Source organism: Pseudomonas sp. R3-18-08 (genome assembly GCF_003852065.1).
Classification (GTDB): domain Bacteria; phylum Pseudomonadota; class Gammaproteobacteria; order Pseudomonadales; family Pseudomonadaceae; genus Aquipseudomonas.
In genome coordinates this window covers 2,912,806-2,936,288 of record NZ_CP027729.1, presented here as the reverse complement: position 1 = coordinate 2,936,288, position 23,483 = coordinate 2,912,806, and the positions used below count along the sequence as shown (strand labels likewise).

Sequence of the window (23,483 nt, the reverse complement as noted above, 5' to 3'; positions counted from 1 at the left end):
ACGGATCAGTCCTGATCCTCGGTGTTGCCGACGTCCGCCGCTTCATCCAGGTCGTTGAGCGGCACTTCGGCATCGTCCATCAACGAGCCTGGGTCTTCATTGCCGGGGTCGTTGAGTTCTTCGTCGAGTTCTTTTGACATGACCATCTCCTCTAACCGCCTTGGGTATCGATATCAGCATCGGTTTCAGGCTTGGGCTCGAGCGGCTCAGGCTTGAAGTCTGGACTGTAGTCGTTTTCCTTGGCCTTTGGGTCGCTTGCCGGCGCTGGATCTTTGGGGGCATCGGCGCCAGTGCTGGGGGCCGACTCGCCACCGTCGATCGCTGGGTCGTTGCGGTTACTGGTTTGGGGATCGTTGTTTGTCGTCATCGCGCACCTCTTTACTTTGCAGGCCTGTGGGGCATCTGTACCCCGTAATGCTAAGGCGCCGCGTTACTGGATGAAGTTCCGTCCGACTGCTCAGTGCAATGGGTTGTCGACCTGGATGTAGAAGGCGTAGATGCCCAATACCAGCCAGAACCCCATGAATAACCAAGGCGCGCGCATGGAAAACAGCAGCGATTTGCGATAGCCCTTGTGGGTCGACTCCATTTCGGAAAACAACGGCGAGTCATCGTAGGCCATGCCCATCACCGGTTCACTGCGCAGCAGCTCGCTTTGCTTGTAGTGCCAGTGATCGATGATCTCGTAGGCGGCGCGTATGCCCGGCCAGGCGTTGAGTGAGCTGAGGATCCCCAGCGCGGCGAGAATGGCCGGCACCAGCAGGGTGAACAGCTTGCCCCACTCCGGGTTGAGGTTGCCCATCCCGGAGACGAAGGCAATGACCAGGAATGACTGGGCGGTAAGGTAGGCGTCGGTGCGGTTGGCCAGGATGCTGGTTTCGTACTGGATCTCACGACGATAGAAGTCGAGACGGTCCTTGGGCGAACCGAAGATCTTGGCGTTGTGCTCGCTGTGGTCGGTCAGGGCCGCTTCCGGGGTGTTGGGCGAAATGATTCTGGGCACGACAAGGGGCTCCACAAGGTTTCAAGGCTTATTAGAAGAAGCGCGCCTGGGTGAAGTTCAAGTTTGTCGCGCACCAAATTGAGGCGCCGTGGTGAGGGCCGCCTCGCAGCCAGCGGCGGCAAACGCCCACGCCACGGGATAATCACCGTGCCTCAGCGGTTCCGGCACACGCCTTGCTTAAACCATTCATCTGCCCACATTCAGGAGCATTCGTTACCCCCCGACCCAGAGCCGACCCCATAAGAAAGTAAGGACCAGGCCCGTTGGCACCCTCGACCACGGGCTCATAAAAAATGCGTTTAAAAGCGGCAGTGCCCCCGCGCTCCCCTCGGCACTGACAAGGTACTGGAATGGCTCGATCTTTCTTTGACGAAATGAATGACGCGCAAGGCGTTTGCCGCGCGCACTACCAGGATTTCTCCCGCTGGCTGGCCAACACGCCGCCGGAACTGCTGGCCCAGCGACGCCGCGAAGCCGATTTGCTATTCCACCGCGCCGGGATCACCTTCACCCTCTATGGCGACGAACAGGACACCGAGCGCCTGATCCCCTTCGATATCATCCCGCGCAGCATCCCCGCCAGCGAGTGGAGCGTGATCGAGCGCGGCTGCATCCAACGGGTCAACGCGCTGAACATGTTCCTCGCCGACATCTACCACGACCAGCGCATCATCAAGGCCGGGATCATCCCGGCCGACCAGGTGCTGGGCAACGAGGGGTACCAGCAGGCAATGGTCGGCCTCGACCTGCACCGGGGCATCTATTCGCATATTTCCGGGGTGGACCTGGTGCGCGACGGCGACGGCACCTACTACGTGCTTGAAGACAACCTGCGCACCCCCAGCGGCGTGAGCTACATGCTCGAAGACCGCAAGATGATGATGCGCCTGTTCCCGGAAGTGTTCGCCAAACAGCGCATTGCGCCGGTGGACCACTACCCCAACCTGCTGCTCAAGACCCTGAAAAGCTCGAGCCGCCTGGACAATCCCAACGTGGTGGTACTGACGCCGGGCCGCTTCAACAGCGCGTTTTTCGAACACGCCTTCCTTGCCCGGGAGATGGGCGTGGAGCTGGTGGAAGGCGCCGACCTGTTCGTCCACGACCTCAAGGTGTTCATGCGCACCACCGATGGCCCCAAGGCGGTGGACGTGATTTACCGGCGCATTGACGACGCGTTCCTCGACCCCGAGGCGTTCAATCCCGACTCGATGCTCGGCGTGCCCGGCCTGGTCGCGGCGTATTGCGCCGGCAACGTGGTGCTGGCCAACGCCATCGGCACCGGCGTGGCGGATGACAAGTCGATCTACCCCTATGTCCCGGCCATGATCCGCTTCTACCTGGATGAAGAGCCGGTGCTGCAAAACGTGCCGACCTTCCAGTGCCGCAAACCGGAGGAGCTGTCCCATGTGCTGGCCAACCTTGAGCACTTGGTGGTCAAGGAAACCCAGGGCTCCGGCGGCTACGGCATGCTGGTCGGCCCGGCGTCCAGCGCCGCCGAGATCGAGGACTTCCGCCAGCGCATCAAGGCCCGGCCCCACGCCTACATTGCACAGCCGACCCTGAGCCTGTCGACCTGCCCGACCTTTGTCGAAAACGGCATCGCGCCACGGCATATCGACCTGCGCCCCTTTGTGCTGTCGGGCAAGGAAACGCGCCTGGTGCCCGGTGGCCTGACGCGCGTGGCGTTGCGTGAAGGCTCGCTGATCGTCAACTCGTCGCAAGGCGGCGGAACCAAGGACACCTGGGTGGTGGAGGGCTGAGTATGTTGAGTAGAACCGCCGCAGACTTGTACTGGATGTCCCGCTACCTGGAACGCGCCGAGAACCTGGCGCGCATGCTGGAAGTCAGCTACTCGCTGTCGTTGATGCCCCAGGCCGGGCGCAGCGATGGGCTGGACGAACTGGCGATGTCGCTGCTCAGCAGCGGCACCCTGGACAGTTACCTGGAGCGCCACACGCAACTGGACGCCGAACGCATGCTGCATTTCTTCGCCCTGGATGAAGAAAACCCGGCGAGCATCTACAACTGCCTGCGCGCCGCCCGGAGCAACGCCCACGCGGTGCGCGGACGCATCACCGCCGACATGTGGGAAAACCTCAACGCCACCTGGCTGGAAATGCGCAGCATCGCCGCCGGCGGCCTGGCGCGACACGGCATCAGCCACTTCTGTGACTGGGTCAAGCAACGCTCGCACCTGTTTCGCGGCGCCACCTCCGGCACCATCATGCGCAATGACGCCTATCGATTCATTCGCCTGGGCACCTTTGTCGAGCGCGCGGATAACACCCTGCGCCTGCTGGATGCGCGTTATGAGATGTTTGGTGAAGAGTCCGAGGAAGTCAGCGACCTGTCGGCACGCGGTTATTACCAGTGGAGCGCCCTGCTGCGCGCGTTATCGTCCTTCGAGGCGTATACCGAGTTGTACCCGAACGCCTTGAATGCACGCTCGGTGTCGGAGTTGCTGCTGCTGCGCAGTGATGTGCCGCGCTCGCTGCATGCGTGCATCGAGGAACTGAGCCATATCCTCGCCGACCTGCCCGGCAGCTACGGGCGCACCGCGCAGCGCCTGGCGGCGGAGTTCGAGGCGCGGCTCAGGTACACGGGCATCGATGAAATACTGGAAGACGGGCTGCACACACGGCTGACCGACTTCATCGACAGCGTGCGCGAGTTGGCGCGGTCAATACAAAGCTCCTATCTGGAAGTGGTCTAAGCCCACCCCGGATCAAAACTGTGGGAGGGGGCTTGCCCCCGATGGCGGTCTATCAGCCAGCTTATGTGTAGCTGACCCACCGCTATCGGGGGCAAGCCCCCTCCCACATGGACCGCAGTCCACCTGTCAGCTATCAATCGACCACCACCTGGGCAACAACTGCCGCACCCGCGCCTCGCCAAAGCGATCATCGATCAACATCACCACCCCGCGGTCGTGCTGGCTGCGGATCACCCTCCCCGCCGCCTGCACGACTTTCTGGATACCGGGGTACAAATAGGTGTAGTCATACCCCGCGCCGAAGATCGCGCCCATGCGAATCTTCATCTGCTCATTCACCGGATTGAGCTGCGGCAAGCCCAAGGTGGCGATAAACGCCCCGATCAGGCGCGCACCGGGCAAATCGATGCCTTCGCCAAACGCGCCGCCCAGCACCGCAAAGCCGATGCCCTGGCTGTGCTGGGTGAACTGGTCCAGAAAGGCCTGGCGCTGCGCCTCGGCCATGCCCCGCGACTGCAACCACAGCGCAATCTGCGGATGACGCTCGGCCATCAACTGCGCCACCTGTTGCAGGTAATCGAAGCTTGAGAAAAACGCCAGGTAGTTGCCGGGTTGCTCGGCAAATTGCCGGGCGATCAAGGCCACGATGGGTTCCAGCGACGCCTGGCGATGCACAAAGCGTGTGGAAATACGCTCGACAATGCTCACCCGCAATTGCTCGGCCTGGAACGGCGATTCGACGTCGACCCAGGCGGTGTCCGTCGGCAGTCCGAGCAGGTCGGCGTAATAGTGGCGCGGGCTCAGGGTTGCGGAAAACAGCACGCTGCTGCGCGCGGCGGTCAACCTGGGCCGAATGAATTCGGCCGGCACCACGTTGCGCAGGCACAGGGTCGAACTGCTGCGCTTGCCGCTGAATGTGCGCTTGCTGATGTCGAAGATGAAGTGCTCATTGAACAGCTCGGCTACTTTGGCAAATTGCAGCGCTTCGAAGTAGAAGGCTTGCAGGTCGCCATTCAGGGCTTCGGGATGGTCGTTGAAGTAATCGCCCATGGCGCTGGCGCACAGGCTCAGGGCCTGGAGCAGCTTGTCGGGTTTGGCCGCGTAGGCCTGATACGGCGCGAGCTGGTCCTTGTGCAAGGCGTTCCACTCACGGTTCAGGCGCTGCAAGGGCTTTTTCAGCACCTCGGGCGCACTCTCGCGCAGGGTCTTGAGGCTGTACTGATCGAGGCTGGCGCTGTACATCGAACGCGCGCGCTCGACCAGGTTATGGGCTTCGTCCACCAGCACCGCGACCCGCCACTGGTTGAGCTGGGCCAAGCCGAAGAGCATCGCGCCAAAATCGAAATAGTAGTTGTAGTCAGCAACCACGACATCGGTCCAGCGCGCCATTTCCTGGCTCAGGTAATACGGGCACACGTCGTGGGCCAGCGCCACCTCGCGCAGATTACGTTGATCAAGCAGGCGAATCCCGGACGCCGCCTGGCGTGCGGCGGGCAAACGGTCGTAAAAGCCCTTGGCCAGCGGGCACGAATCGCCGTGGCAGGCTTTATCCGGGTGCTCGCACGCCTTGTCCCGCGCCACCAGTTCCAGCACGCGCAAAGGCAAGTCGGGGCTGCTGTCGTACAGCACTTGGGCGGCATCCAGCGCCAGCTTGCGACCGGGGGTTTTGGCGGTGAGGAAAAACACCGTGTCCAATTGCTGCGGTGCCAGGGCCTTGAGCATCGGAAACAGCGTGCCGACGGTCTTGCCGATGCCGGTAGGCGCCTGGGCCATCAGGCAGCGGCCGGTACTCACCGCCTTGTACACAGATTCGGCCAGCGTGCGTTGGCCACTGCGAAACTCGGCGTGGGGAAACGCCAGGCTCTGCGCGGCGCGGTTGCGCGCTTCACGGTGCTGGATCTGCTGGTGGGCCCAGTGCAGGAACAGCGCGCATTGCTGGTTGAAGAAATGTTCAAGGTCGGGCGCGGCAAAGCGTTGCTTGAGCAGGGTTTCGCCCTCGCCGACGATATCGAAGTACACCAGCGCCAGTTCGATCTCATCAAGCCCTAGCTTCTGGCACATCAACCAGCCGTAGACCTTGACCTGGGCCCAATGCAGTTGCCGATGGTTGGCCGGCTGGGCCTGGAGGTCACCGCGATAGGTTTTTACTTCTTCGAGGCGATTGCTGTCCGGGTCATAGCCGTCCGCCCTGCCGCGTACCTTGAGTTGCTGATACTCGCCTTCGAGCGCCACTTCGTTCTGATAGTGGGCGCTGCGCCGCGACGCCACCGTGCGATGGCCGACGATGCCTTCCTGGGCGCTGGGCGATGGGGTAAAGCGCAAGTCCAGGTCACCGACCTTGGCCGTGAACTCACACAACGCCCGCACCGCGACGCTATAGCTCAAGCGGACTCTGCCCAGCGCACATAACAGACCGTGACCGGCATCTGGTACTCACCGCAGAATTCCAGCCAGCGCAGCTGGTTGTCCTGCAGGCGGTCGCCAGGACCCTTGACCTCGATCATGCGGTAGGTTTTTTGCGCCGGCCAGAACTGGATCAAGTCGGGCATCCCGGTGCGGTTGGCGCGGATGTCCAGCAGCAGCCGCTCGAACCAGTAGCGCAAATGTTCGGCAGGCAGGCACGTCAGGGCTTGCTCCAGCAACTCTTCGCTGAGCAGATTCCAGAACACGAAGGGCGACTGAATCCCCCATTTGTCCACGTAGCGTTGGCGGATGGTGGTTTTGTAGCGCTCGTCGCGCAATTGCTCGAAACACGCGCTGAACAAGGCGGCGCGGCGTTGCTGGAAGTCTTCGCTGTGCAGGTCGGCCGGCCCGCGCTGAAACGGGTGGAAAAACGCGCCTGGCAGCGGCGCGAAAATCACATCCCAGCACAGCAGGCCGAACAGCGAATTGATCAGGCCATTTTCCACATAATGCACCGGCGCGTCCGGCTCGCTCAGATGGGCCTGCACGCAATATTCCACCGACATCAGCGGCTCGGGGATTGCCAAGGCGAGGTCCAGGCGCGTGAGGGGCCGCGGCTTGGCCTTCGCCACCTTCGGCTCACCCAGCTTGCGCCGCAGGCGCGGCACTACGCGCAGCAGGTGTTGCTGCTCGGCGGCGCTTTCCGGCGCCTGTTGCGCGGCGACGGCCAACGCCAGGGCGGGCGCATAAGCCTCCTGGCGCTCCAATACGCGGATCAATCGTGCGCGAGCGCCGGGATAGCTGCAGTCGCGATAGATCTGCTCGGCCAAGCCCAGTTCAGCGCTGCGTTCACAGCATTGGCCGATCTGGAACAGCAACTTGGCGCGGCGTTTTTCCAGCCAGGGGTTGTCGGTGTGCAAGCTAGCGATGTGGGCCAACACCGTTTCCAGCGCCTCACCCGCCTCGAACGCTTGCTGGCACTGGTGCAGGAACACACAGCCCTCCACGTCGGCGCGGCTGCGCAAGCCACGGGACTCGGCACAGAACGGCACCTTCTCGTAGGTGTAAATGCCCAGGTCCGCCAGCACGAACTCCGACCAGTCCTGGTAGAGGTTGCCGAAAAACATCAGGCGCAGGCGGTCGCACAGCTCCATCACGGTAAGGCTGTAGAGCACGTCCTGCAGTTCGGGGCACCAACGGGCAAAGCTGCGGCGTTCATTGAACCGCGCAGCCAATGGCGCCAGCCAATCGGATTTTCTGGCGCTGGGCTGGTCGATCCAGGGCTTGAAAGCCATGAGCAGTTCGCCTTTTTGCAGCAAGCCGAACAGCTCATCAAAGCCCAACAGGCATTGGTCATCGACCCAACCGCTTGCCAGCAGTGGCTGCATGGCCGCATGGGTGCAGCCGATTTCCAGGTAATTGAGCTTTGCTCCACGAAAATGCACACCCTTGCGCATGACCATGCGTACCAATAACGCCTGGGACGCTTGCGGCAACCTGTCGAATTGCTGAATGAACTGCAATTCGTCCGGGTCGAGCAAATCGGCGTAGCGCTGCTGCAACCCAATCAGCACTTGGCGGAAGTTGTGCAGGTAATACAAGGGGTCTTCGAGGGGGTGGGCCATGGCGCAGAGCAATCAACTACTGGTTATGCATACAGAGTGCCGTTGCAAACGCATTGTTGCAATCGGTAATAGATAAATGGCGCCTGCAACTTTTTGCAAAAAAGCGATCAGATGTGGGAGCTGATCGCGTAACATTTATGCCCCGCAGCCAGACGCTGCGGGGCTTTTCAAGGTAAAGGTAAGGGTAATGAACATGAAGAATTTGGGTCTGCCGCTGGTTGCACTCACTTTTCTGGTATTGGCCGGTTGCTCCACGCAGACCGTGGTGACGTTGCAAAACGGCACACAGTATTTGACCAAGGACACACCCAACGCCAAAACCGCCGACGGCTTCTATGAGTTCACCGATATCGCTGGCAAGCGCATCCGTATCAAGGCTGCTGATGTGGCGACGGTGCGCAAGGAACAATAAAACTGTGGGAGGGGGCTTGCTCCCGATGGCGGTGGGTCAGCCAGCTTATGTGTAGCTGACCCACCGCCATCGGGAGCAAGCCCCCTCCCACAATTTTGACCGCATTCCAATAGTTAGCCGATCACAATCCCCTCCCCCGACAAACTGCTCACACCCACCAGTGTCACCGAGTCGGCGCCGAAGCTGATCACCGTATCGCCGCCCACCACCTTGGCGTGATCACGATAATCCGTGCTGCCCCCTACCCCGTCGAACACCAGCTTGTCCGTCGCCTGATAGCCGATCACCCGGTCATTGCCAAACTGCCCGCTGAACAGAAAGGTGTTATGCCCGCTGCTGTCGCGAATCGTGTCGTTACCTTTGCCACCCTCGATAAAGTCTGCGCCCTTGCCGCCCTGGATCAGGTCGTTGCCGTGGCTGCCGATAATGAACGTATTGCCCTGGTGCGCTTCGGCATTGCGGTTGAGGTCCTGCACCCAGGTGGTGGCCCGCGCCGGGTCGGACAGGTTGGCAACGATCACCGTGGCGTCGCGGGTCATCTGCTCGTAGAAGCCGGAGTCGAGGATGCGCGTCATGCCGTCGCCATAGCCGGTGGGCAAGTGCGACACCCAGGTCGGCAGGTTGAGGATGGAAAACGGCAGCGCGTTCCATAGCGTCGACGCGTAGTGGTCGTTGAAGCTGACGATATTATCGGTACTGGACTCGTGGGGCTTGTCGTGCACGCCAAACGACGACAGGTTGGAGGAGTAGCCATCCAGCGCACGGAATACCGGGTCATTTTCGTAGCCCACGTTCAGCACCTTGTCACCGGCACTCTGGGTCGGCGAGGCATAGGCCACGTAGTTGGAATCCTTGTAAAAGCTCGACCATTTGCTGTCACTCAAGTCGGCCATGCTGTTTACCGCCAGCCCACCGAGGCTGTGGCCGCTGACCACCACGTCGTGGCCGCTCAGGCCGTGGGCACCGGCATACTCGGCGACGTTCTTGAGCAGGCCGCCGAAGGCTTCGCCGGCGTAGTTTTTCGCATAGTCCTTGGGGCCGAGGGCGGCGAGCAGGTCGCTGACCAGGTCGCCGATGGAATCGGTGATCAAGTTTTCACGCGGCCCGGACGTGCCGCGAAAACCGAGACCGATCTCCAGCAACGTGCCCGCGTCATCGTACTTGCCCAGCACCTCGACCTGGGCCGTGGTGTAGCCGGGCTTCTCGCCGAAAAAGGTACCCCGCGCATCGACCTTGCCGGTGTAGCCGAGGGTGCTGGCGCTGATGGGCGTCCAGCCGGCCTGTTGCACCGCCTCTAGCGCGGCTTTTTCCGAATCGGGGTTCCAGGGCAGGCCGGGAATCACCCCCTGGGAATCGGTGCTGCCCAGCAAAGCCCCGACCAGCGTGGCCGGCAGGCCCAAGCCCAAGCCATTGTGCTGATAGCCCACAGCGAAGCCGTTATCCAGGTTGTGGTAGGAATACAACGTGATCGCCATCGCATCGGCGAACAACGCTTTGGAGCCCTCGGTCCCGAGGTTTTTATAGTCAAAGATACCCATGGCACTGCCTCTCTGTTGTTGGATTTGTAGAGAAAGCCAAAAAACCTGTTATCCGTTACCGACTGTAGGAGCGAGCTTGCTCGCGAAGATCGTCAACGATGACGCGCTCTACCTGAAGAAAAGCGGCACCTTTTAGTTTTTCGCGAGCAAGCTCGCTCCTACAGTGGTTTTTAAAGCCTTAGAACGCCCAGTCCAGGCTCAAGCCGACGCCGTGCACCTTCTCCTTGCTGGCCAGCAAACCGTTGTAATCGAAGTTCACCCGCGCATCCTTGCTCAATGCCAGGCTCACCCGTGCACCGACCAGCGCGGCATCACGCACCATCGGCGCGCTTTCCACCGCGAACGAAGGGCCACCCGAGGCAAACGCCAGGTGCTGTTCGGAGTCGGTGCTGCTCAGGTTGTGCTGCCAGCCCAGGGTGCCGGACACTTCCAGTTGCTGGTGATCGTTGACGTTGAAGGTTTTCAAGGCGCGCACACCGAGGGTGCTCAGCACCAGGTCGCGGCTGTCGTCGCCGCTTTTCAGCGCGGCGGCATCGCCCTTCTCGGTGAAACCATCGGTGTCCAGGTGCACGTAGGCCAGGTTGGCGAACGGCTCCAGGGCCAGCGGTTGCAGGTTGATGCGGTATGCCGCCTCGGTGAACAGCTGGGTGCTGTGGGCATCGACCTTGGCTTTCTGCTTGCCGCTGACGTCACCGTATTGCAGGTCGCGCTTCACATCGGCGCGGTGCCAGCTGTAGGTCGCGCCGCCGCTCAGGCGCCAGGCGCCGATTTCATGCCCGGCATACGCGCCGAAGTGGTAGCTGTCGACCGACGCACGGCTATGGGTATCGCTGCCCATGTTCAACGATGTATCGCTGTAGCCCGCCACCAGCCCGATGCGTGTCGCGTCGTCGAGGGCACCGTCGACACCGGCGAGCATGCCGCCGATAGACGTGGTGTAGCCCGCCGTGTCGTTGCGGCTGTCGGTCTTGCCCCATGCACCCAGCGCCTTGACCCACACGTTGCCGCGGCTGTCGATGGCCTGGCTGGTCGCGCCCATTTCACCGTTGCGCAGGCGCTCGCCGACCGCTTCGCGTACGTAGCGGCTGTCATTGACCAACGCCGTTTCCAACGCCGGATAGACTTCGCCGCTCAGTTGCTGGAACGCGCCTTGTGCCGAAGCCGCGGTCGGTGCGAGCAGCAAGCTTTCATACACCCCATTGCCCGCGCCCAATTGCTCGGCGGCGGCGGCGACGGCGCGTTGGTTCGGCGTAGCGGCCACACTGGCGAAGCTGTTGGTGCGTGCCACGTCCAGCTGCACACCATTGGCCGCGTAGTTCAAGGTGCCGCCGATGAACAGGTAGTCAGGCAGTACCGCAGCGAAGTTGCCAGTGACGCCACCTGCGGCTTGCAGAATGTTGTACTGGCGGCCGATCAGGCTTTGCGCCTGGGTCGCGCTCAACAGGGTCGGGCTGTTTTCCAGGGCCAGGGTCACGGTGCCGCCGTTCAGCGTGGCGGTGCCGCCGGCAACGATACGGTCGCTGCTGGTGGGCGACAATTCCACCGCGTAAGTCGAGCCCGGCTCGAAAGTGACATTGCCCGCCACGTTCAGCGTGCCAATGGAGTTGCCCGGCGCCACGGTGCCGCCGCTGTTTGCACTCAGCGAACCGATACGCCCCGAGCCGCCGACAACGCCGCTCTGGCTCACCGTGACATCCGACGTGAGCGAGCCATTGACCGCCAGTAGACCTTGGTTGACCAGGGTCGGGCCGCTGTAGGTGTTGGCGCCGGTCAGCACCAGGGTGCCAATGCCCTGCTTGGTCAGGCCGCCATGCCCGGCGATGTCGTTGCTCCACACATCCAGCCCGCAATGCACGTCGTTGCACACGCGCTGGGTCGGTTTGCCGGCATCCACCACCGCGCCGATGCCCGGCAGGTCCGCGACAAACTGGCCAGTGCCATAGGCGCCGTCGATGCGAAACTCAGCCGGAATATCCTCGGCGGTAATGAACATCCCCGGGCCATTGACTGCCTTGCCCAGGTTGATCATGCCCCAGCCGTACAGCGAGTCGATGCCCGGCGCGCCGAGGTCGGTGGCGGTGGTCTTGAGCAGCGTGGAGATCTGGTCGCCACTCATGTAGGGGAAGCGCTCCATCAGCACTGCTGCACTGCCGGCCACATGGGGCGCGGCCATGGAGGTGCCGTTGAAGTTGGCGTAGTCGGTGGTGAGGTTGTCCAGATTGGTGCCGTTGATGATCGAACTGAAAATCTTGGTGCCCGGTGCCGACACACAGAAGCTCGCCGCATAGCCGCAGCGCGAAGAGAAGGTGCTGATCACGTACGGGTTGGCACTGCTGGTGTCCGGGTTTTGCTGCAGGGCCGCCACCGACAGCCAGTTCGGTGCAATTTCCGGCACGAAGTACGCCAGGCCCGAAATCGCATCCGGGTTGTTGCGGTTGTAGTCGTTACCAGCGGCAAAGATGGTCAGTACACCGCTGCGCGCGGCGTCGATCGCACCTTGATAGGCGCCACCGGCAATCGTGCCGAGAATCGGCCGAATGGTGTTGAATTGCGCCTGGGCTTCATTGACCGTGAAGTTCGGAAAGGCAGGATCGCGGCCGCCCTTGGCGTACTGATCACCGATGCCGATGCCCCAACTGTTGTTGATGATCCGCGCGCCACTGGCCACCAGTGCATCCCAACCGGCTTTGTACACCGCGCCGTCGTTGCCCAGGATGATCCCGTCTTCCGGGCCTGGGTCACCGTTTTCGGCGCTGATGATCTGCGCGTCGAACGCCACGCCGTGCATCGGCCCGCCGTCGCGGTTACCGGCGGCAATCCCGCCGACGTGAGTACCGTGGTTGCCCAGCTTGCCGTTGGAGCCCAGGGACGGCGTGCCGTCATAGCGAAACGCATCACCGGCCTTCACCGGGATATACGGGTCGGTGTATTGGCGGATGCCCTCGGTGACGATCGTCACCACTTTGTTGGGGCTGGCGAATTCCGGGTGCTGGGCATACACCGGCTGGTCGAAGATGCCCAGCTTGACGCCCTTGCCGGTGTAGCCCGCCGCATACGCGGTGTCGGCATGTACTGCGCCCAGGCCCCAATCGGCCTTGAACTCATTGCTGCGCCAACTGGCGGCGTCGCCCAGCTTGCCGGTTTCCACATAGGGTGCGGCCTGGGCGGTCCCCAGGCTTGCCAGGCAACACAACAACGCGCCGTATGGCACGCTGCTCAAGGCCTTGAGCGGATAGCCCGGGCCGGTGGGGATGGCGGTAGTTAACCCTGACTTGCGTTTTTTCACGGTGACCTTCCTTAGTTTTCTTGTTGCCTTTGGAAAAATCTCGACCAGACACCACTGATCCCCTGTGGGAGGGGGCTTGCCCCCGATTGCGGTGCATCAGTCAGCACAACTGGCGACTGACAGGCCACCATCGGGGGCAAGCCCCCTCCCACATTGGGCCTGCGGTGTGCCTTCAGAACTGCCAGTTCAGGCTCAGCCCCACGCCCTGGGTTTTCTCGCGTCCACCCAATTGGCCGTTGTAATCCAGGTTGACCCGCATCGACGGGCTCAGCGCCAGGCTCGCCTGCACGCCCACCAGGGCCGCATCGCGCAGCAACGGCGCGCTGCGTACGGCGAATGAAGGGCCACCTGCGACAAACGCCAGGTGTTCTTCGGATTCGACGGCGGTGAGGCTGTGCTGCCAGCCCAGAGAACCCGACAGCTCAAGTTGCTGATGGTCGTTCAACGCCAGGCTTTTCAACGCCCGCAGGCCCAGGGTGCCGAGCACGGCATCACGGCGATCACTGCCACGTTCCAGGGCCGCTGCGGCGCCTTTTTCGTGGAACGACTCACTGTCCAGGTGCACGTAGGCCAGGTTGGCAAACGGCTCCAGTGCCAGCGGTTGCAGGTGAATGCGGTAGGCGGCTTCGGTGAACAGCTGCGCGGTACGCGCATCCAGCTTGGTTTTCTGCTTGCCGCTGACCTCGCCGTATTGCAGGTCACGCTTCACATCGCCGCGATGCCAGCTGTAGGCACCGCCGACGCTCACCCGCCAGGCGCCCAGCTCACGCCCGGCATAGGCGCCGAAGTGGTAGCTGTCGATGGACGCCGATGAGTGCGTACCGCTGCCCAGGCCCAGGGAGCTGTCGCTGTAGCCGGCGACCACGCCGACGCGGGTCTGTTCGTCCACAGCGCCATCGACCCCGGCCAGCAAGCCGCCGATGGAGGTGGTGGCGCCCGCCGTTTCACTGCGAGTGTCCGACTTGCCCCAGGCGCCCAGGGCCTTGAGCCACAGGTTGCTTTCACCGGCCACCGGCACATGGCGCAGACGCTCGCCTACGGCGTCGCGCAGTTGGCGGCTGTCGTTGATCAACATCGCGCCCACGGCCGGGTAGATTTCACCGGACAGTTGCTGCAAGCCCTGCTGCGCCGTGGCAACCGAGTCCGACTGCAGCAGGCTTTCGTACACCGGGTTGCCGGCGCCGAGTTGCTCGGCGGCCGTGGCGACGGCGCGCTGGTTACGGGTGGCGCCGACGCTGGCAAAGCTGGCGTCATTGCGCCCGACCGCCAGTTGCACGCCGTTGGCGGCATAGTCGAGGGTGCCGCCGAGGAACAGGTAGTTCGGCAGCACTTGGCCGAACTGGCCCTGGATACCGCCGGCCGCTTCAAGGATCGAGTATTGGCGACCGATCAGGCTCTGGGCCTGGCTCTGGCTCAATAACGTCGGGCTGTTTTCCAGGGCCAGGGTCACCGTACCGCCGCCGAGCACGGCCTTGCCGCCGGCGACAATGCGGTCGCTGCTGGTCGGGGTCAGTTCGACCGCGTAGGTAGAGCCTGCGCCCAGGTTCACATCCCCCGCCACCTGCAACGTGCCCACTGAATTGCCCGGCGCAACACGCCCGCCGTTGTTGACCGACAGCGCGCCGATACGTCCGGAACCGCCCAAGGTGGCGCTGTTATTGACGGTGACGGCCGAGGTCAACGCGCCGTTCACGGCCAGCAGGCCGCCGTTGACGGTGGTCGCGCCGCGATAGGTGCTGTCGCCGCTGAGCACCAGGCTACCCGCGCCGGATTTGATCAGGCTGCCTTCGTACACGCGATTCGCTGCGGCTTGATCACGCGCGTTGCCAATGGCGTAGTCGGTCTGGTCCTGCTGGCTGGCCGTGGCACCCACGCCGTTTTGCCAACCCTTATCGAGCAGGGTCTGCTGCCAGGCGCTGTGCTCGGCGCGGTCTTCTGCCTGGCGCTGGAGCAATGCCTGGTCAGACATGCCATTGCTCCACACATCGCCCTGCCCGGCCGCCAGGTTCACGTCCATCGCACCGAGCAACTGCCCCGGCCCGCGCATCGCCCGGCCCAGGTCCGGCACGCCCCAGCCGACAATGGCGTTGGGCGCCTGGGTGATCGAGCCGTCGAACTGGGTGGCGGTGGTCAACAGCACCTGCAACGCCTGCTCGTTGGTCATGTAGGGATAGCGTTCCATCACCAGCGCCAACGCGCCCGTGGCATGGGGCGCCGACATCGAGGTGCCGGATTTCACACCATAACCGCCGTCCGGGATGGTGCTGTTGATCAGCGCACCGGGCGTGGAAATACACCAGTATTTGGCGATGCCGCACTTGTTGTACTTCTGGTTGTTGGCTTTATCCAGCCCCGACACCGCCAGCCAGTGGCCTTCCAGTTCCGGCTGAAAGTACGGCAACGCCGAGCGCACGCTGGCGTTCGCGTAGCCGCTGTTGCCGGCGCTGAACACGTTGATCACGCCGGCCTTGGCCACATCCGCCGCCGCGTCCAGCCAGGTGCCGCGGTTGTAGTGCTGGGCGTAGGCCGCGTGCAGGTCGTCCAGGGTCTGGTAGCTGACGTCCTTGGGCTGGCTGCCCCAGCTGTTGTTGATGGCGCGCACGCCGGAATCCACCAGGGCGGTGTACACCACCTTGAAATACTTGGGGTCCGGGGTGGGGCCAAACAGGAAGCTGTCGTTGGCGTTGGTGTTGCCGACATACACCTGCGCGTTATACGCCACGCCGTGCATGCCCACGCCGTCGCGGGCCGCGCCCATGGTGCCGGTGACGTGGGTGCCGTGGGAGTCGTTGTTCGGATTGAGCGCGCCGGTGGTGCTGAAGGCGCTGCCGTCGACGTAGGTGCCGCTGGCGCTGACCGGGTGGAAACGGTCTTTGGCCGCTTCGGGGTGATTGGTATCGAAACCCGAGTCCAGCGCACCGATTTTCACGCCATTGCCGCTGATTCCGGCGGCATAGGCTTCATCCGCCTTCATGCGCCCCAGGCCCCAGTCGCTCTGGTACTCGGCGGAACGCCAGCTGGCGGGATCACCCGGCTGGCCGGTTTCGGCGTATTGCGCCTGTGCCGCAACGGACAACAGCAGCAATGAGCCTGCGGTGAAAGGTTTGAAACATGGTGAATCCGTGATCATCCGTACACTCCTGTTTATTGTTATTCACACGCCTACAGTTTTCTCTCCGGGCCGAAGGCTTCATCCACCTTGGCCAGGTCGGTGTCACGCAAGTTGCCCGCGTAGTAGTGCAATTTGGTCCAGGCCATCAGGTAGTCGTACCGCGCCTGGGCGAGGTCGCGGCGGGTGCTGTAGAGCTGCTGCTCGGCATTCAATGCGTCGAGGTTGACCCGCTCGCCGCCGAGGATGCTGTGCTTGGTCGACACCACCAGTGCCTCGGCGGAGGTCAGGGCTTTTTGATAGGCGCGCAGCTTGCTCACCCCCGACAGGCACGCGCTGAACTGGCGACGCAGTTCGATCAGGGTTTCGCGGGTCTTGCCTTCCAGTTCGTACTCGGCCTGTTCCATGGCGCGGCTGGCCTGGCGCGTGGACGCCGAGATGCCGCCACCGGCATACAGCGGCACGCTGACTTCGACGCCGATGGTGTTGGTGTCGTAGCGCTGGTTGTAAGTGTTGCCGCTGTCGGACTCCTGCTTGCGCGAACTGGCGTACGCAGTGACCTTGGGCAAATGCCCGGCGCGGTTGCGCTCGACTTCATAGCGCGCCACTTCCAGGGCCTGGCGCTGGGAGGCGAGTGTCGGGTTGTTGCTGATTGCCAGTTCATGCCAGGTGTCATAGTTGGCCGGGGTCAGGGTGAACGCGGCAAAGCCCTGGTTCAGCGGTGCCAGGTCGTTGATGTTGACGCTTTGCACGCCAATCAACGCGCCCAACTCGCGCAGGGACGCATCCTGCTCATCCAGGGCCTGGATCTCTTCGGCGGCGGCCAGCTCATAACGCGATTCCGCTTCGAGAATATCGGTGCGGGTGCCCTCGCCTTGCTGGAACAGGTGCTGGTTCTGCTGAAACTGTTGCTCGAAGGCTTTTTTCTTGGCACGGGCGATGTCGATCTGGTCCTGGGCGAACAGCGCCTGGGTGTAGTAGCTCAACACCCGCACCAGCAGCGCCTGGCTCTTGTCGCGGAAGCTTTCATCGGCAAACAGCGCCTGGGCCACGCCCTTGCGGTAGTTGGCATAGGCTTCGTAGTCGAACAGCGGCTGTTGCAGGCTGAAGGTGGAACCGTAGCTATTGTAGTTGCGGTCGTCGCGATAGCTGCCACCGCGCCCATCGGGCAAGTGCGCCTCGGAGTTGTTGCGGCCCTTGTTGTAGTTGTACGACAGCCTGGGCAACAAGCCGGCGCGGCCGATGGTGCGGTTTTCCAGGCCGGCGTCGCGCTCCTTGATCGCGCCGAGGAACACCGGGTCATTGCGCAGGGCTTGCTCGTACACATCGAACGGGCCCATGGCGGCGTGCGCGCTGGCGCAGCTGAACAGCAAGGCGATGAACACAGGTTTCATGCTCATTCCTCGGTCAACGCGGAGCCGGCGCGGTCGAGCAGCGGCTTGAACAGGTAATTGAGCAACGAGCGCTCGCCGGTGCGCACGAACATCTCGGCGGGCATGCCCGGCTTGATCACCAGGCCGTGGAGTTTTTCCAGCGCTGCCTCGCTGACCGTGGTGCGCAGCACGTAATAGGGGGCGCCGGTCTTTTCATCGAGCATCTGGTCGGCGGAAATCAGGCTCACCTCCCCCGGCACGCGCGGGGTGCGGCTCTGGTTGAAGGCGGTGAAGAGGATGTCCACCGGCAGGTGCGTGCCGACCTTGTCCACCAGGTGCACCGGCAAGTGCCCTTCCACTTCCAGGCGCGTGTCCTGGGGCACTATCTCCAACAGGGTTTCCCCGGCCCGCACCACGGCGCCTTCGGTGTGCACGCCGAGGTTGACCGCGATGCCATCGGCCGGCGCGTTGATTTCGCTGTGCTGCAGGTCGAACCCGGCGGAAGTCAGTTGCTGCTCCAGGGTCAGGCTGCGCAGTTGCGCATCGGCCAGTTGGCTGCGCACTTCCTTTTGATATTCCTCGCTGTGCTGCTGCAACTTGAGGCGCGACTCGACAATGCCCTGCTCGACGCGGCCGGTCTCGCCGGCGTTTTGCGCCAGGTCCTGCTGCACCTGGGACAACTGGCGCTGGTAGTCCATCAGGCGGTTGCGCGGGATGTAGCCGTTGTCGGCCAGGGGTTGCAGGTTGCTCAGCTGCTCACGCAGGGATTGCGCCTGGGCGCTCAGGTCACTGCGGGCGCGGCGCATGCCGCCCAACTGCGAGGTGGCGCCGTCGATGCTTGCACGGATACCGGCCTGCTCACGGGCAAAGGCTTCGCGCCGACTGCTGAACAGTTGGCGTTGGCCTTCGAGCACCAGCGCCAGGGCCGGGTCGGGGTTGGCGCTCAGTTCGGCCGGAAAGCGCACGCCTGGCAGGTTGTCACGTTCGCTCTGCCAGCGCGCGGCGCTGGCCCAGGCCATGCGGTATTGGGCTTGCAGCGATTGCACGTCGGCCTGGTGCTGGGTCTGGTCGAGGCGAAACAGCGGCTGGCCTTGCTTCACGGCCTCGCCTTCGCGCACCAGAATCCGGCTGACCACGCCGGGGCTGAGGGTTTGCACGGCCTTGCGCTTGCCCGACACCACCACCGTGCCCTGCACCGGGATGCCTTGATCCAGCGGCGCCAGGCTGGCCCAGAGGAAAAAACCACCGGCGCCGACCACGGTCAGCAGCCAGCCCATGCGGACGAAGAAACGTGCGTCGTGTTGTTCGTAAATCATGCAAGTATCCTTACTGCTTGACGCAAAACATGTAGGAGCGAGCTTGCTCGCGAAAAACCCACAGGCACCGTGTGTATCCAATCGGAGCGCGTCATCGTTGACGACTTTCGCGAGCAAGCTCGCTCCTACCGCCGGATTTTTCCTTCGGTGCCTCTTGCTGCCCGGACAACGCGCGTAGCACTTCCTGGCTGGGTCCGAAGGCCTGCAATTGACCTTCGTTGAGGATCAGCAACTTGTCGGCCTGGGCCAACGCGGAGGAACGGTGCGTCACCAGCACCACGCTGCTGCCCTGAGCCTTCATCTGCACGATGGCGCTGGCCAGCGCGGCTTCGCCGACGGTGTCGAGATTGGAGTTGGGCTCATCCAGCACGATCAGCCGCGGGCCGCCATACAGCGCGCGGGCCAGAGCCACGCGCTGCTTCTGCCCGCCGGACAGGCCGCCGCCGTTGTCGCCCAGCAGAGTGTCGTAGCCCTGGGGCAGGCGCAGGATCAACTCGTGCACCCCGGCCTGTTGCGCCGCCTTCACCACAAGCTGCGGGTCGGCCTGGCGAAAGCGCGCGATGTTGTCGGCGATGCTGCCGCTGAATAGTTCGATGTCCTGGGGCAAGTAGCCGATATGCGGGCCGAGGTCGTCGCGGTCCCAGCGGTGAATATCCGCGCCGTCCAGGCGCACGGTGCCGGCCAGCGTCGGCCACACGCCTACCAGCACGCGGGCCAGGGTGGATTTACCGGAACCCGAGGCGCCGAGTACGCCCAGCACTTCACCGGCGCCGAGGTTGAAGTTGACGTGGTGCAGGGTCGCCAGGCGCCGACCCGGTGGGCCCGCGCTGACCTGCTCGAAGCTCACCTGGCCCTTTGGCGCCGGCAAGGCCATCTGCTCGGCCTGCGGCGGGAACTCGCGCAGCAGCTCGTCGAGGCGCTGGTAGGCGAGCTTGGCCGAGCTCCACTGCTTCCACACCGCGATCAACTGGTCGATGGGGCTGAGTACCCGGCCCATCAGGATGGAACCGGCGATCATCATCCCGGCGGTCATATCGCCCTTGATCACCAGCAGCGCACCGAGGCCCAACACCAAGGATTGCAGGCAAAGGCGCAGGGATTTGCTCAGTGAGGTGATCACCGAGCCGGTGTCGCTGGCCTTGTTCTGCAAGCCGAGGAACTGCGAATGCACCGCGAACCAGCGCTGGCGCAGCGCGCCGAGCATGCCCATGGCCTGGATGGTTTCGGCATTGTGCAAATGGCTGGTGGCCAACTGAGTCGACTGTTGGGAATAACCGCTGGCTTCGCCCAGGGGCTTTTTGGTCAGGTATTCGTTGAGGCAGGCCAGTGCAATCAACAGCACCGCGCCGGCCGTGGCCAACACGCCGAGCCACAGGTTGAAGAGGAAAATCACGAACAGGTAGATGGGAAACCACGGCGCATCGAAAAATGCGAATAACGCGGGCCCGGTGATGAACTGGCGAATATGGGTCAAGTCGCCCAAGGACTGCCCGGCGTGTCCCTGGCCGCGTTGCAGGTTGCGTTCGAATGCGGCTTTGTACACGCGCAAGTTGAACCGCCGCTCCAACTGGGCGCCGATGCGGATCACGATAAAACTGCGGATAACTTCCAGCAGGCCTATAAACGCAAAGAACCCCACGACCATCAACGTCAACATCACCAGGGTGGTTTCATTCTGGGAGGACAGCACGCGGTCGTACACTTGCAGCATGTAAATCGATGGCACCAGCATCAACAGGTTAATCAGCGCGGTAAAACAGCCAACGCTGATCAAGATGCTCTTGTATTCACCCAGCGCCTTGAACAAGGGTGCAACGGTATGGGGCTTGGCCATATCTTCTTATCTTCCATGAACCCAAAGTACGCGCACTAGTTGCCCTACCCCCTGAATAGCGGGCGGCCAACTAACAAATGAAGTTATAAGCTTATAACCTGAAACTAAGGTGTACGTTGCAGCACCACGACGGCTCCAGATTTAGTGCGGGCCTGATATTCGCCCTCCTTCTGGCGATTCAAGTGCGTAATGCCACTGCCTTCGGCATTCATCAGCCAGATGCCGTCCGGCGTCGGCGACCACGTCAGCGGTTTATCGCCCAGCCATTGTGCGACACACGCCACATCGCCCCCCAGGCTGTTGGGCTGTTCGAGCAGGTCCAGCGCACACACCTGGTCATCCTGGTGCAACTGCCAATGCCCCGCCAATTGTGCGGTAGTGGGTAAAACAAGACTGCTCGCCATTGCATGGGCTCCTGCCGACACGATCAATAGGGTGACCCCTTTGGAAAAACGCTGCATTGCCTGGCTCCATCCTGGAACGCGGCGCCGGAGCGCCGCGCTTTACATCACGCCACGATGTCGCTGGCAGCTGCCTGGCCAACGGTGGTGACGAGGAAATCCGCCACGCCGTGCCCGGAGAAGTCAACGGCCAACGTACCCAGGTTAGTACCTGATGCGTAGGACAGCACCGCGTCGCCGGCATGCCCGGTAAACGCGTTGACGAAGCTCACGCCCGCGCCCTTGGTGATACCGGACAGGTCAATCTTGTCGGAACCTGAGGTGAAGTCAAAGATCTTGTCCGCCGCTCCTGGCTTGGAATCGGACACGGCACCGAACACAAAGGTGTCGCTGCCGGCGCCGCCCCACAGTTGGTCCGCACCGCCGCCACCGTAGATGAGGTCGTTGCCGGCCCCGCCCTTGATGAGGTTGGCGGTCTGGTTACCAATGATCAGGTCGTTGCCCGCGCCACCGAAGGCGTTCTCGACTGTCACGCCCTTGGCGATGGAAACGTTGCCCACCAGGCCGCCGACATCGGAGAATGAGGTGGCATTGAGGTTGATCTTCTGGTTTTGCGTGAAGCCTGAGAAGTCCAGGGTGTCATTGCCACCACCGTCCCATACCGAGAACACCAGCTTGTCGGCATTGGACGTGGCGCTGAGGAAATCACGCCCGGTGTTGGAGTTGAAACCGTAAGTGGTGTCACCGGCGCGGGTGTTGAGGTTGGCACCGTAGAGCTTCTGGATCGCGGCGATATCGTCGATCAGCGGACCGGAAGCGTAAGCCTCCACTCCGCCTTTGCTGAAGTTCTGGTTGGTGTTGCTCTCGCTCCAGTAACTCATGACGCTATAGCCACGCGTGTCCTGTCCATAGGTCGCGTCGTTATAGGTCGGGTTGCCATTCCCGGCGTTGTAGTCGCCAGGGTGAGCCAGGCCCAGGGTGTGGCCGATTTCGTGGGTCAGGGTCTGCCGGCCATAGTTGTTCAGGTCCGGGGTCTTGTTCGGCGTGTAGCTGTTGTTGGTCAGGTACCACGAGGTGCCGTCGTAGCCTGCACCGGTGCCGGGCAGGTAGGCGAAAGCCGCCGCGCCATCCTGGCCGCCGCTGTAGTTGCCGAAGGTCATGTGTGCGTCACCGCCGGAAGCCTTTTCGGTAAAGGTCACGTTGGCAACATCCGACCAGGATTGCATGGCCAGTGCGGCCTGTGCTTTCTGCTGGGCGTTGAATTGGCTGAAGCCCGAGATGCCATGTTTGTTCATGGTGCTCGAGGAAGCCGAGGTGAGGAAGGTGTAGGTCAGATCGATCTTGCCGTTGCCATCAAAGTCCCGGTACGCGGCGCCATCCCGCAGCAGCTGGGTCGCTGCCTGGTCTACGCTGTAGGACGGTTTGCCATTGACCGTCAGGTTGCCGCCACGGTCATACAAATGGCTGAAGCTATCGATTTGCGAGTAAGCAGTGCTGGCTTGCGCGGCAGATACTATAGCCTTGTCTTTTACTTTTGACATAAACGTACTTCCTTGTTTGCAAGTGCATCAGTCTTTGTTCGATAGGAACCTCGCGGGCGAGGATAGTCCTATCACTCACCTCTTTTGAAGGCGTAAGAAAACTGACACAATTTGAAATCTTTCGTCTACACATATTTCAGCAGCGAAAAGCTGACCCGCAGGCAACTTGGAGAAGTCGCGCGCCGCGTTTGTTGGGGACGGTTGTATTTCAACGACCAAATAGCCCACAGTGATATTTAAATATTAAATACCCATAAGCCACTCTAGTTGGGCGCCGTATTTAATGGATCCAATATATTGTCACGGTGTCATTAGCGGCATTAAAGAGCCACTACTTGTAAGTAATAGACTCCGCTGTCGCCTTTTACCGGGACATACGCTCGGCGTTTATCCACTCATCGGGGCATGACCTGGACACCCTGGGTTTGGGACATGATCCAGGTCAATGTCCGTTCAAAGAACCGCCGAACGGGCCTGAAAAAGTCGCGCCGTGCTTGCGAACGAATGCTATTTTGGGTGTTCGACGCCATGGCTATTGAAGGTCCTGGCCCCTGCCGCGAGCTAAAGGAAGCGCTCAATGAACAAGGTAGGCAACATGAACAAAGTGACATTCCCCAACGCCTGTCAGCTGATGCGCTGGCATTTTCATCCGATGGGCTTCGAAGGGAGCATGGACGCCCCCGGCAGCATGGTTGCCCGCCTGTTCGACCGGGCCAGCGGCGAGACGCTGATCGCGATCGCCGGCATTCCCTGCGCTACGGTGATGAACGCCGCCGATGTGGAGCGCATCATCGAGGCGGTGGAAGCTGAGCTGGAGTGTTTTGTGCCGCCGTTGTCGCTGCGTGCCTGATCAATTGCCGAGATCCAACTGTGGGAGGGGGCTTGCTCCCGATAGCGTTGGGTCAGCCACTGAAAGATCGAATGGCACA

The 23,483-nt window shown here is 62.3% G+C and carries 17 protein-coding genes; 4 read left to right on the top strand and 13 right to left on the bottom strand.

Going from position 1 to position 23,483, the window contains the following annotated elements; translation table 11 throughout:
* Positions 1 to 5 precede the first annotated feature (5 nt).
* The 3 genes from C4J92_RS27220 to C4J92_RS13340 all read right to left on the bottom strand — a co-directional run bounded on the left by C4J92_RS27220 (position 6) and on the right by C4J92_RS13340 (position 1,003).
* Positions 6 to 140 (bottom strand): hypothetical protein, encoded by a 135-nt coding sequence (locus tag C4J92_RS27220; protein WP_256592792.1) that lies wholly within the window; start codon positions 138 to 140, stop codon positions 6 to 8.
* A gap of 11 nt (positions 141 to 151) precedes the next feature.
* Entirely contained in the window at positions 152 to 367 is a 216-nt protein-coding gene (locus C4J92_RS13345; protein WP_124404171.1) for a hypothetical protein, read from the bottom strand.
* 90 nt (positions 368 to 457) lie between these two features.
* Entirely contained in the window at positions 458 to 1,003 is a 546-nt protein-coding gene (locus C4J92_RS13340) for a hypothetical protein (RefSeq protein WP_124404170.1), read from the bottom strand.
* Positions 1,004 to 1,353: 350 nt separating this feature from the next.
* Here C4J92_RS13340 and C4J92_RS13335 point away from each other — a divergent pair, with 350 nt between their 5' ends.
* Positions 1,354 to 2,763, top strand: coding sequence for a circularly permuted type 2 ATP-grasp protein (locus C4J92_RS13335; protein ID WP_124362848.1), 1,410 nt, complete (start codon positions 1,354 to 1,356; stop codon positions 2,761 to 2,763).
* A gap of 2 nt (positions 2,764 to 2,765) precedes the next feature.
* Positions 2,766 to 3,716: an alpha-E domain-containing protein gene (locus tag C4J92_RS13330; protein ID WP_124362847.1), complete on the top strand. Its 951-nt coding sequence runs from the start codon at positions 2,766 to 2,768 to the stop codon at positions 3,714 to 3,716.
* A 126-nt stretch (positions 3,717 to 3,842) separates the two neighbouring features.
* On the opposite strand, the gene C4J92_RS13325 is transcribed toward C4J92_RS13330, so the two are convergent.
* Both C4J92_RS13325 and C4J92_RS13320 read right to left on the bottom strand, forming a co-directional pair.
* Positions 3,843 to 6,101 carry an ATP-dependent DNA helicase gene (locus C4J92_RS13325; RefSeq protein ID WP_124404169.1) on the bottom strand — a complete coding sequence of 753 codons (2,259 nt, stop codon included), beginning with the start codon at positions 6,099 to 6,101 and terminating at the stop codon, positions 3,843 to 3,845.
* Positions 6,098 to 7,744 carry a VRR-NUC domain-containing protein gene (locus C4J92_RS13320; protein WP_124404168.1) on the bottom strand — a complete coding sequence of 549 codons (1,647 nt, stop codon included), beginning with the start codon at positions 7,742 to 7,744 and terminating at the stop codon, positions 6,098 to 6,100. Before C4J92_RS13320 ends, C4J92_RS13325 begins: the two co-directional genes overlap by 4 nt.
* 187 nt (positions 7,745 to 7,931) lie before the next feature.
* On the opposite strand from C4J92_RS13320, the gene C4J92_RS13315 reads away from it, so the two are divergent.
* Positions 7,932 to 8,156, top strand: coding sequence for a YgdI/YgdR family lipoprotein (locus tag C4J92_RS13315; protein WP_124362844.1), 225 nt, complete (start codon positions 7,932 to 7,934; stop codon positions 8,154 to 8,156).
* 113 nt (positions 8,157 to 8,269) lie between these two features.
* Here the strand turns inward: C4J92_RS13315 and C4J92_RS13310 are convergent, their stop codons facing one another.
* From C4J92_RS13310 to C4J92_RS13275, 8 genes are all read right to left on the bottom strand, one after another.
* Positions 8,270 to 9,694 (bottom strand): lipase, encoded by a 1,425-nt coding sequence (locus C4J92_RS13310; RefSeq protein ID WP_124404167.1) that lies wholly within the window; start codon positions 9,692 to 9,694, stop codon positions 8,270 to 8,272.
* 178 nt (positions 9,695 to 9,872) lie between these two features.
* Positions 9,873 to 12,980 carry an autotransporter serine protease gene (locus C4J92_RS13305; RefSeq protein WP_124404166.1) on the bottom strand — a complete coding sequence of 1,036 codons (3,108 nt, stop codon included), beginning with the start codon at positions 12,978 to 12,980 and terminating at the stop codon, positions 9,873 to 9,875.
* Positions 12,981 to 13,152: 172 nt separating this feature from the next.
* The gene (locus C4J92_RS13300) at positions 13,153 to 16,110 is read right to left on the bottom strand and encodes an autotransporter serine protease (protein WP_124404165.1); all 2,958 of its coding nucleotides are present in this window, start codon (positions 16,108 to 16,110) and stop codon (positions 13,153 to 13,155) included.
* A 32-nt stretch (positions 16,111 to 16,142) separates the two neighbouring features.
* On the bottom strand, positions 16,143 to 17,483 hold the full coding sequence (locus C4J92_RS13295) for a TolC family outer membrane protein (protein ID WP_124404164.1): 1,341 nt from the start codon (positions 17,481 to 17,483) through the stop codon (positions 16,143 to 16,145).
* A 2-nt stretch (positions 17,484 to 17,485) separates the two neighbouring features.
* Positions 17,486 to 18,778, bottom strand: a complete 1,293-nt coding sequence (locus C4J92_RS13290; protein ID WP_124404163.1) for an HlyD family type I secretion periplasmic adaptor subunit — start codon at positions 18,776 to 18,778, stop codon at positions 17,486 to 17,488.
* Between the two features lie 91 nt (positions 18,779 to 18,869).
* Positions 18,870 to 20,612, bottom strand: a complete 1,743-nt coding sequence (locus tag C4J92_RS13285; RefSeq protein WP_124404162.1) for a type I secretion system permease/ATPase — start codon at positions 20,610 to 20,612, stop codon at positions 18,870 to 18,872.
* 104 nt (positions 20,613 to 20,716) lie between these two features.
* Complete coding sequence (locus C4J92_RS13280; protein WP_124367029.1) at positions 20,717 to 21,073, bottom strand: protease inhibitor Inh/omp19 family protein; 357 nt, start codon at positions 21,071 to 21,073, stop codon at positions 20,717 to 20,719.
* Positions 21,074 to 21,120: 47 nt separating this feature from the next.
* Positions 21,121 to 22,554, bottom strand: coding sequence for a serralysin family metalloprotease (locus tag C4J92_RS13275; protein ID WP_124404161.1), 1,434 nt, complete (start codon positions 22,552 to 22,554; stop codon positions 21,121 to 21,123).
* 577 nt (positions 22,555 to 23,131) lie between these two features.
* Here C4J92_RS13275 and C4J92_RS13270 point away from each other — a divergent pair.
* Positions 23,132 to 23,404 carry a DUF1652 domain-containing protein gene (locus C4J92_RS13270; protein ID WP_124367027.1) on the top strand — a complete coding sequence of 91 codons (273 nt, stop codon included), beginning with the start codon at positions 23,132 to 23,134 and terminating at the stop codon, positions 23,402 to 23,404.
* Positions 23,405 to 23,483 lie beyond the last annotated feature (79 nt).

Coding starts and splice junctions, on each gene's coding strand:
- C4J92_RS27220 (WP_256592792.1), bottom strand. CDS start 140: ATGTCAAAAGAACTCGACGAAGAACTCAACGACCCCGGCAATGAAGAC.
- C4J92_RS13345 (WP_124404171.1), bottom strand. CDS start 367: ATGACGACAAACAACGATCCCCAAACCAGTAACCGCAACGACCCAGCG.
- C4J92_RS13335 (WP_124362848.1), top strand. CDS start 1,354: ATGGCTCGATCTTTCTTTGACGAAATGAATGACGCGCAAGGCGTTTGC.
- C4J92_RS13330 (WP_124362847.1), top strand. CDS start 2,766: ATGTTGAGTAGAACCGCCGCAGACTTGTACTGGATGTCCCGCTACCTG.
- C4J92_RS13320 (WP_124404168.1), bottom strand. CDS start 7,744: ATGGCCCACCCCCTCGAAGACCCCTTGTATTACCTGCACAACTTCCGC.
- C4J92_RS13315 (WP_124362844.1), top strand. CDS start 7,932: ATGAACATGAAGAATTTGGGTCTGCCGCTGGTTGCACTCACTTTTCTG.
- C4J92_RS13310 (WP_124404167.1), bottom strand. CDS start 9,694: ATGGGTATCTTTGACTATAAAAACCTCGGGACCGAGGGCTCCAAAGCG.
- C4J92_RS13300 (WP_124404165.1), bottom strand. CDS start 16,110: ATGATCACGGATTCACCATGTTTCAAACCTTTCACCGCAGGCTCATTG.
- C4J92_RS13295 (WP_124404164.1), bottom strand. CDS start 17,483: ATGAAACCTGTGTTCATCGCCTTGCTGTTCAGCTGCGCCAGCGCGCAC.
- C4J92_RS13290 (WP_124404163.1), bottom strand. CDS start 18,778: ATGATTTACGAACAACACGACGCACGTTTCTTCGTCCGCATGGGCTGG.
- C4J92_RS13285 (WP_124404162.1), bottom strand. CDS start 20,612: ATGGCCAAGCCCCATACCGTTGCACCCTTGTTCAAGGCGCTGGGTGAA.
- C4J92_RS13280 (WP_124367029.1), bottom strand. CDS start 21,073: ATGCAGCGTTTTTCCAAAGGGGTCACCCTATTGATCGTGTCGGCAGGA.
- C4J92_RS13275 (WP_124404161.1), bottom strand. CDS start 22,554: ATGTCAAAAGTAAAAGACAAGGCTATAGTATCTGCCGCGCAAGCCAGC.
- C4J92_RS13270 (WP_124367027.1), top strand. CDS start 23,132: ATGAACAAGGTAGGCAACATGAACAAAGTGACATTCCCCAACGCCTGT.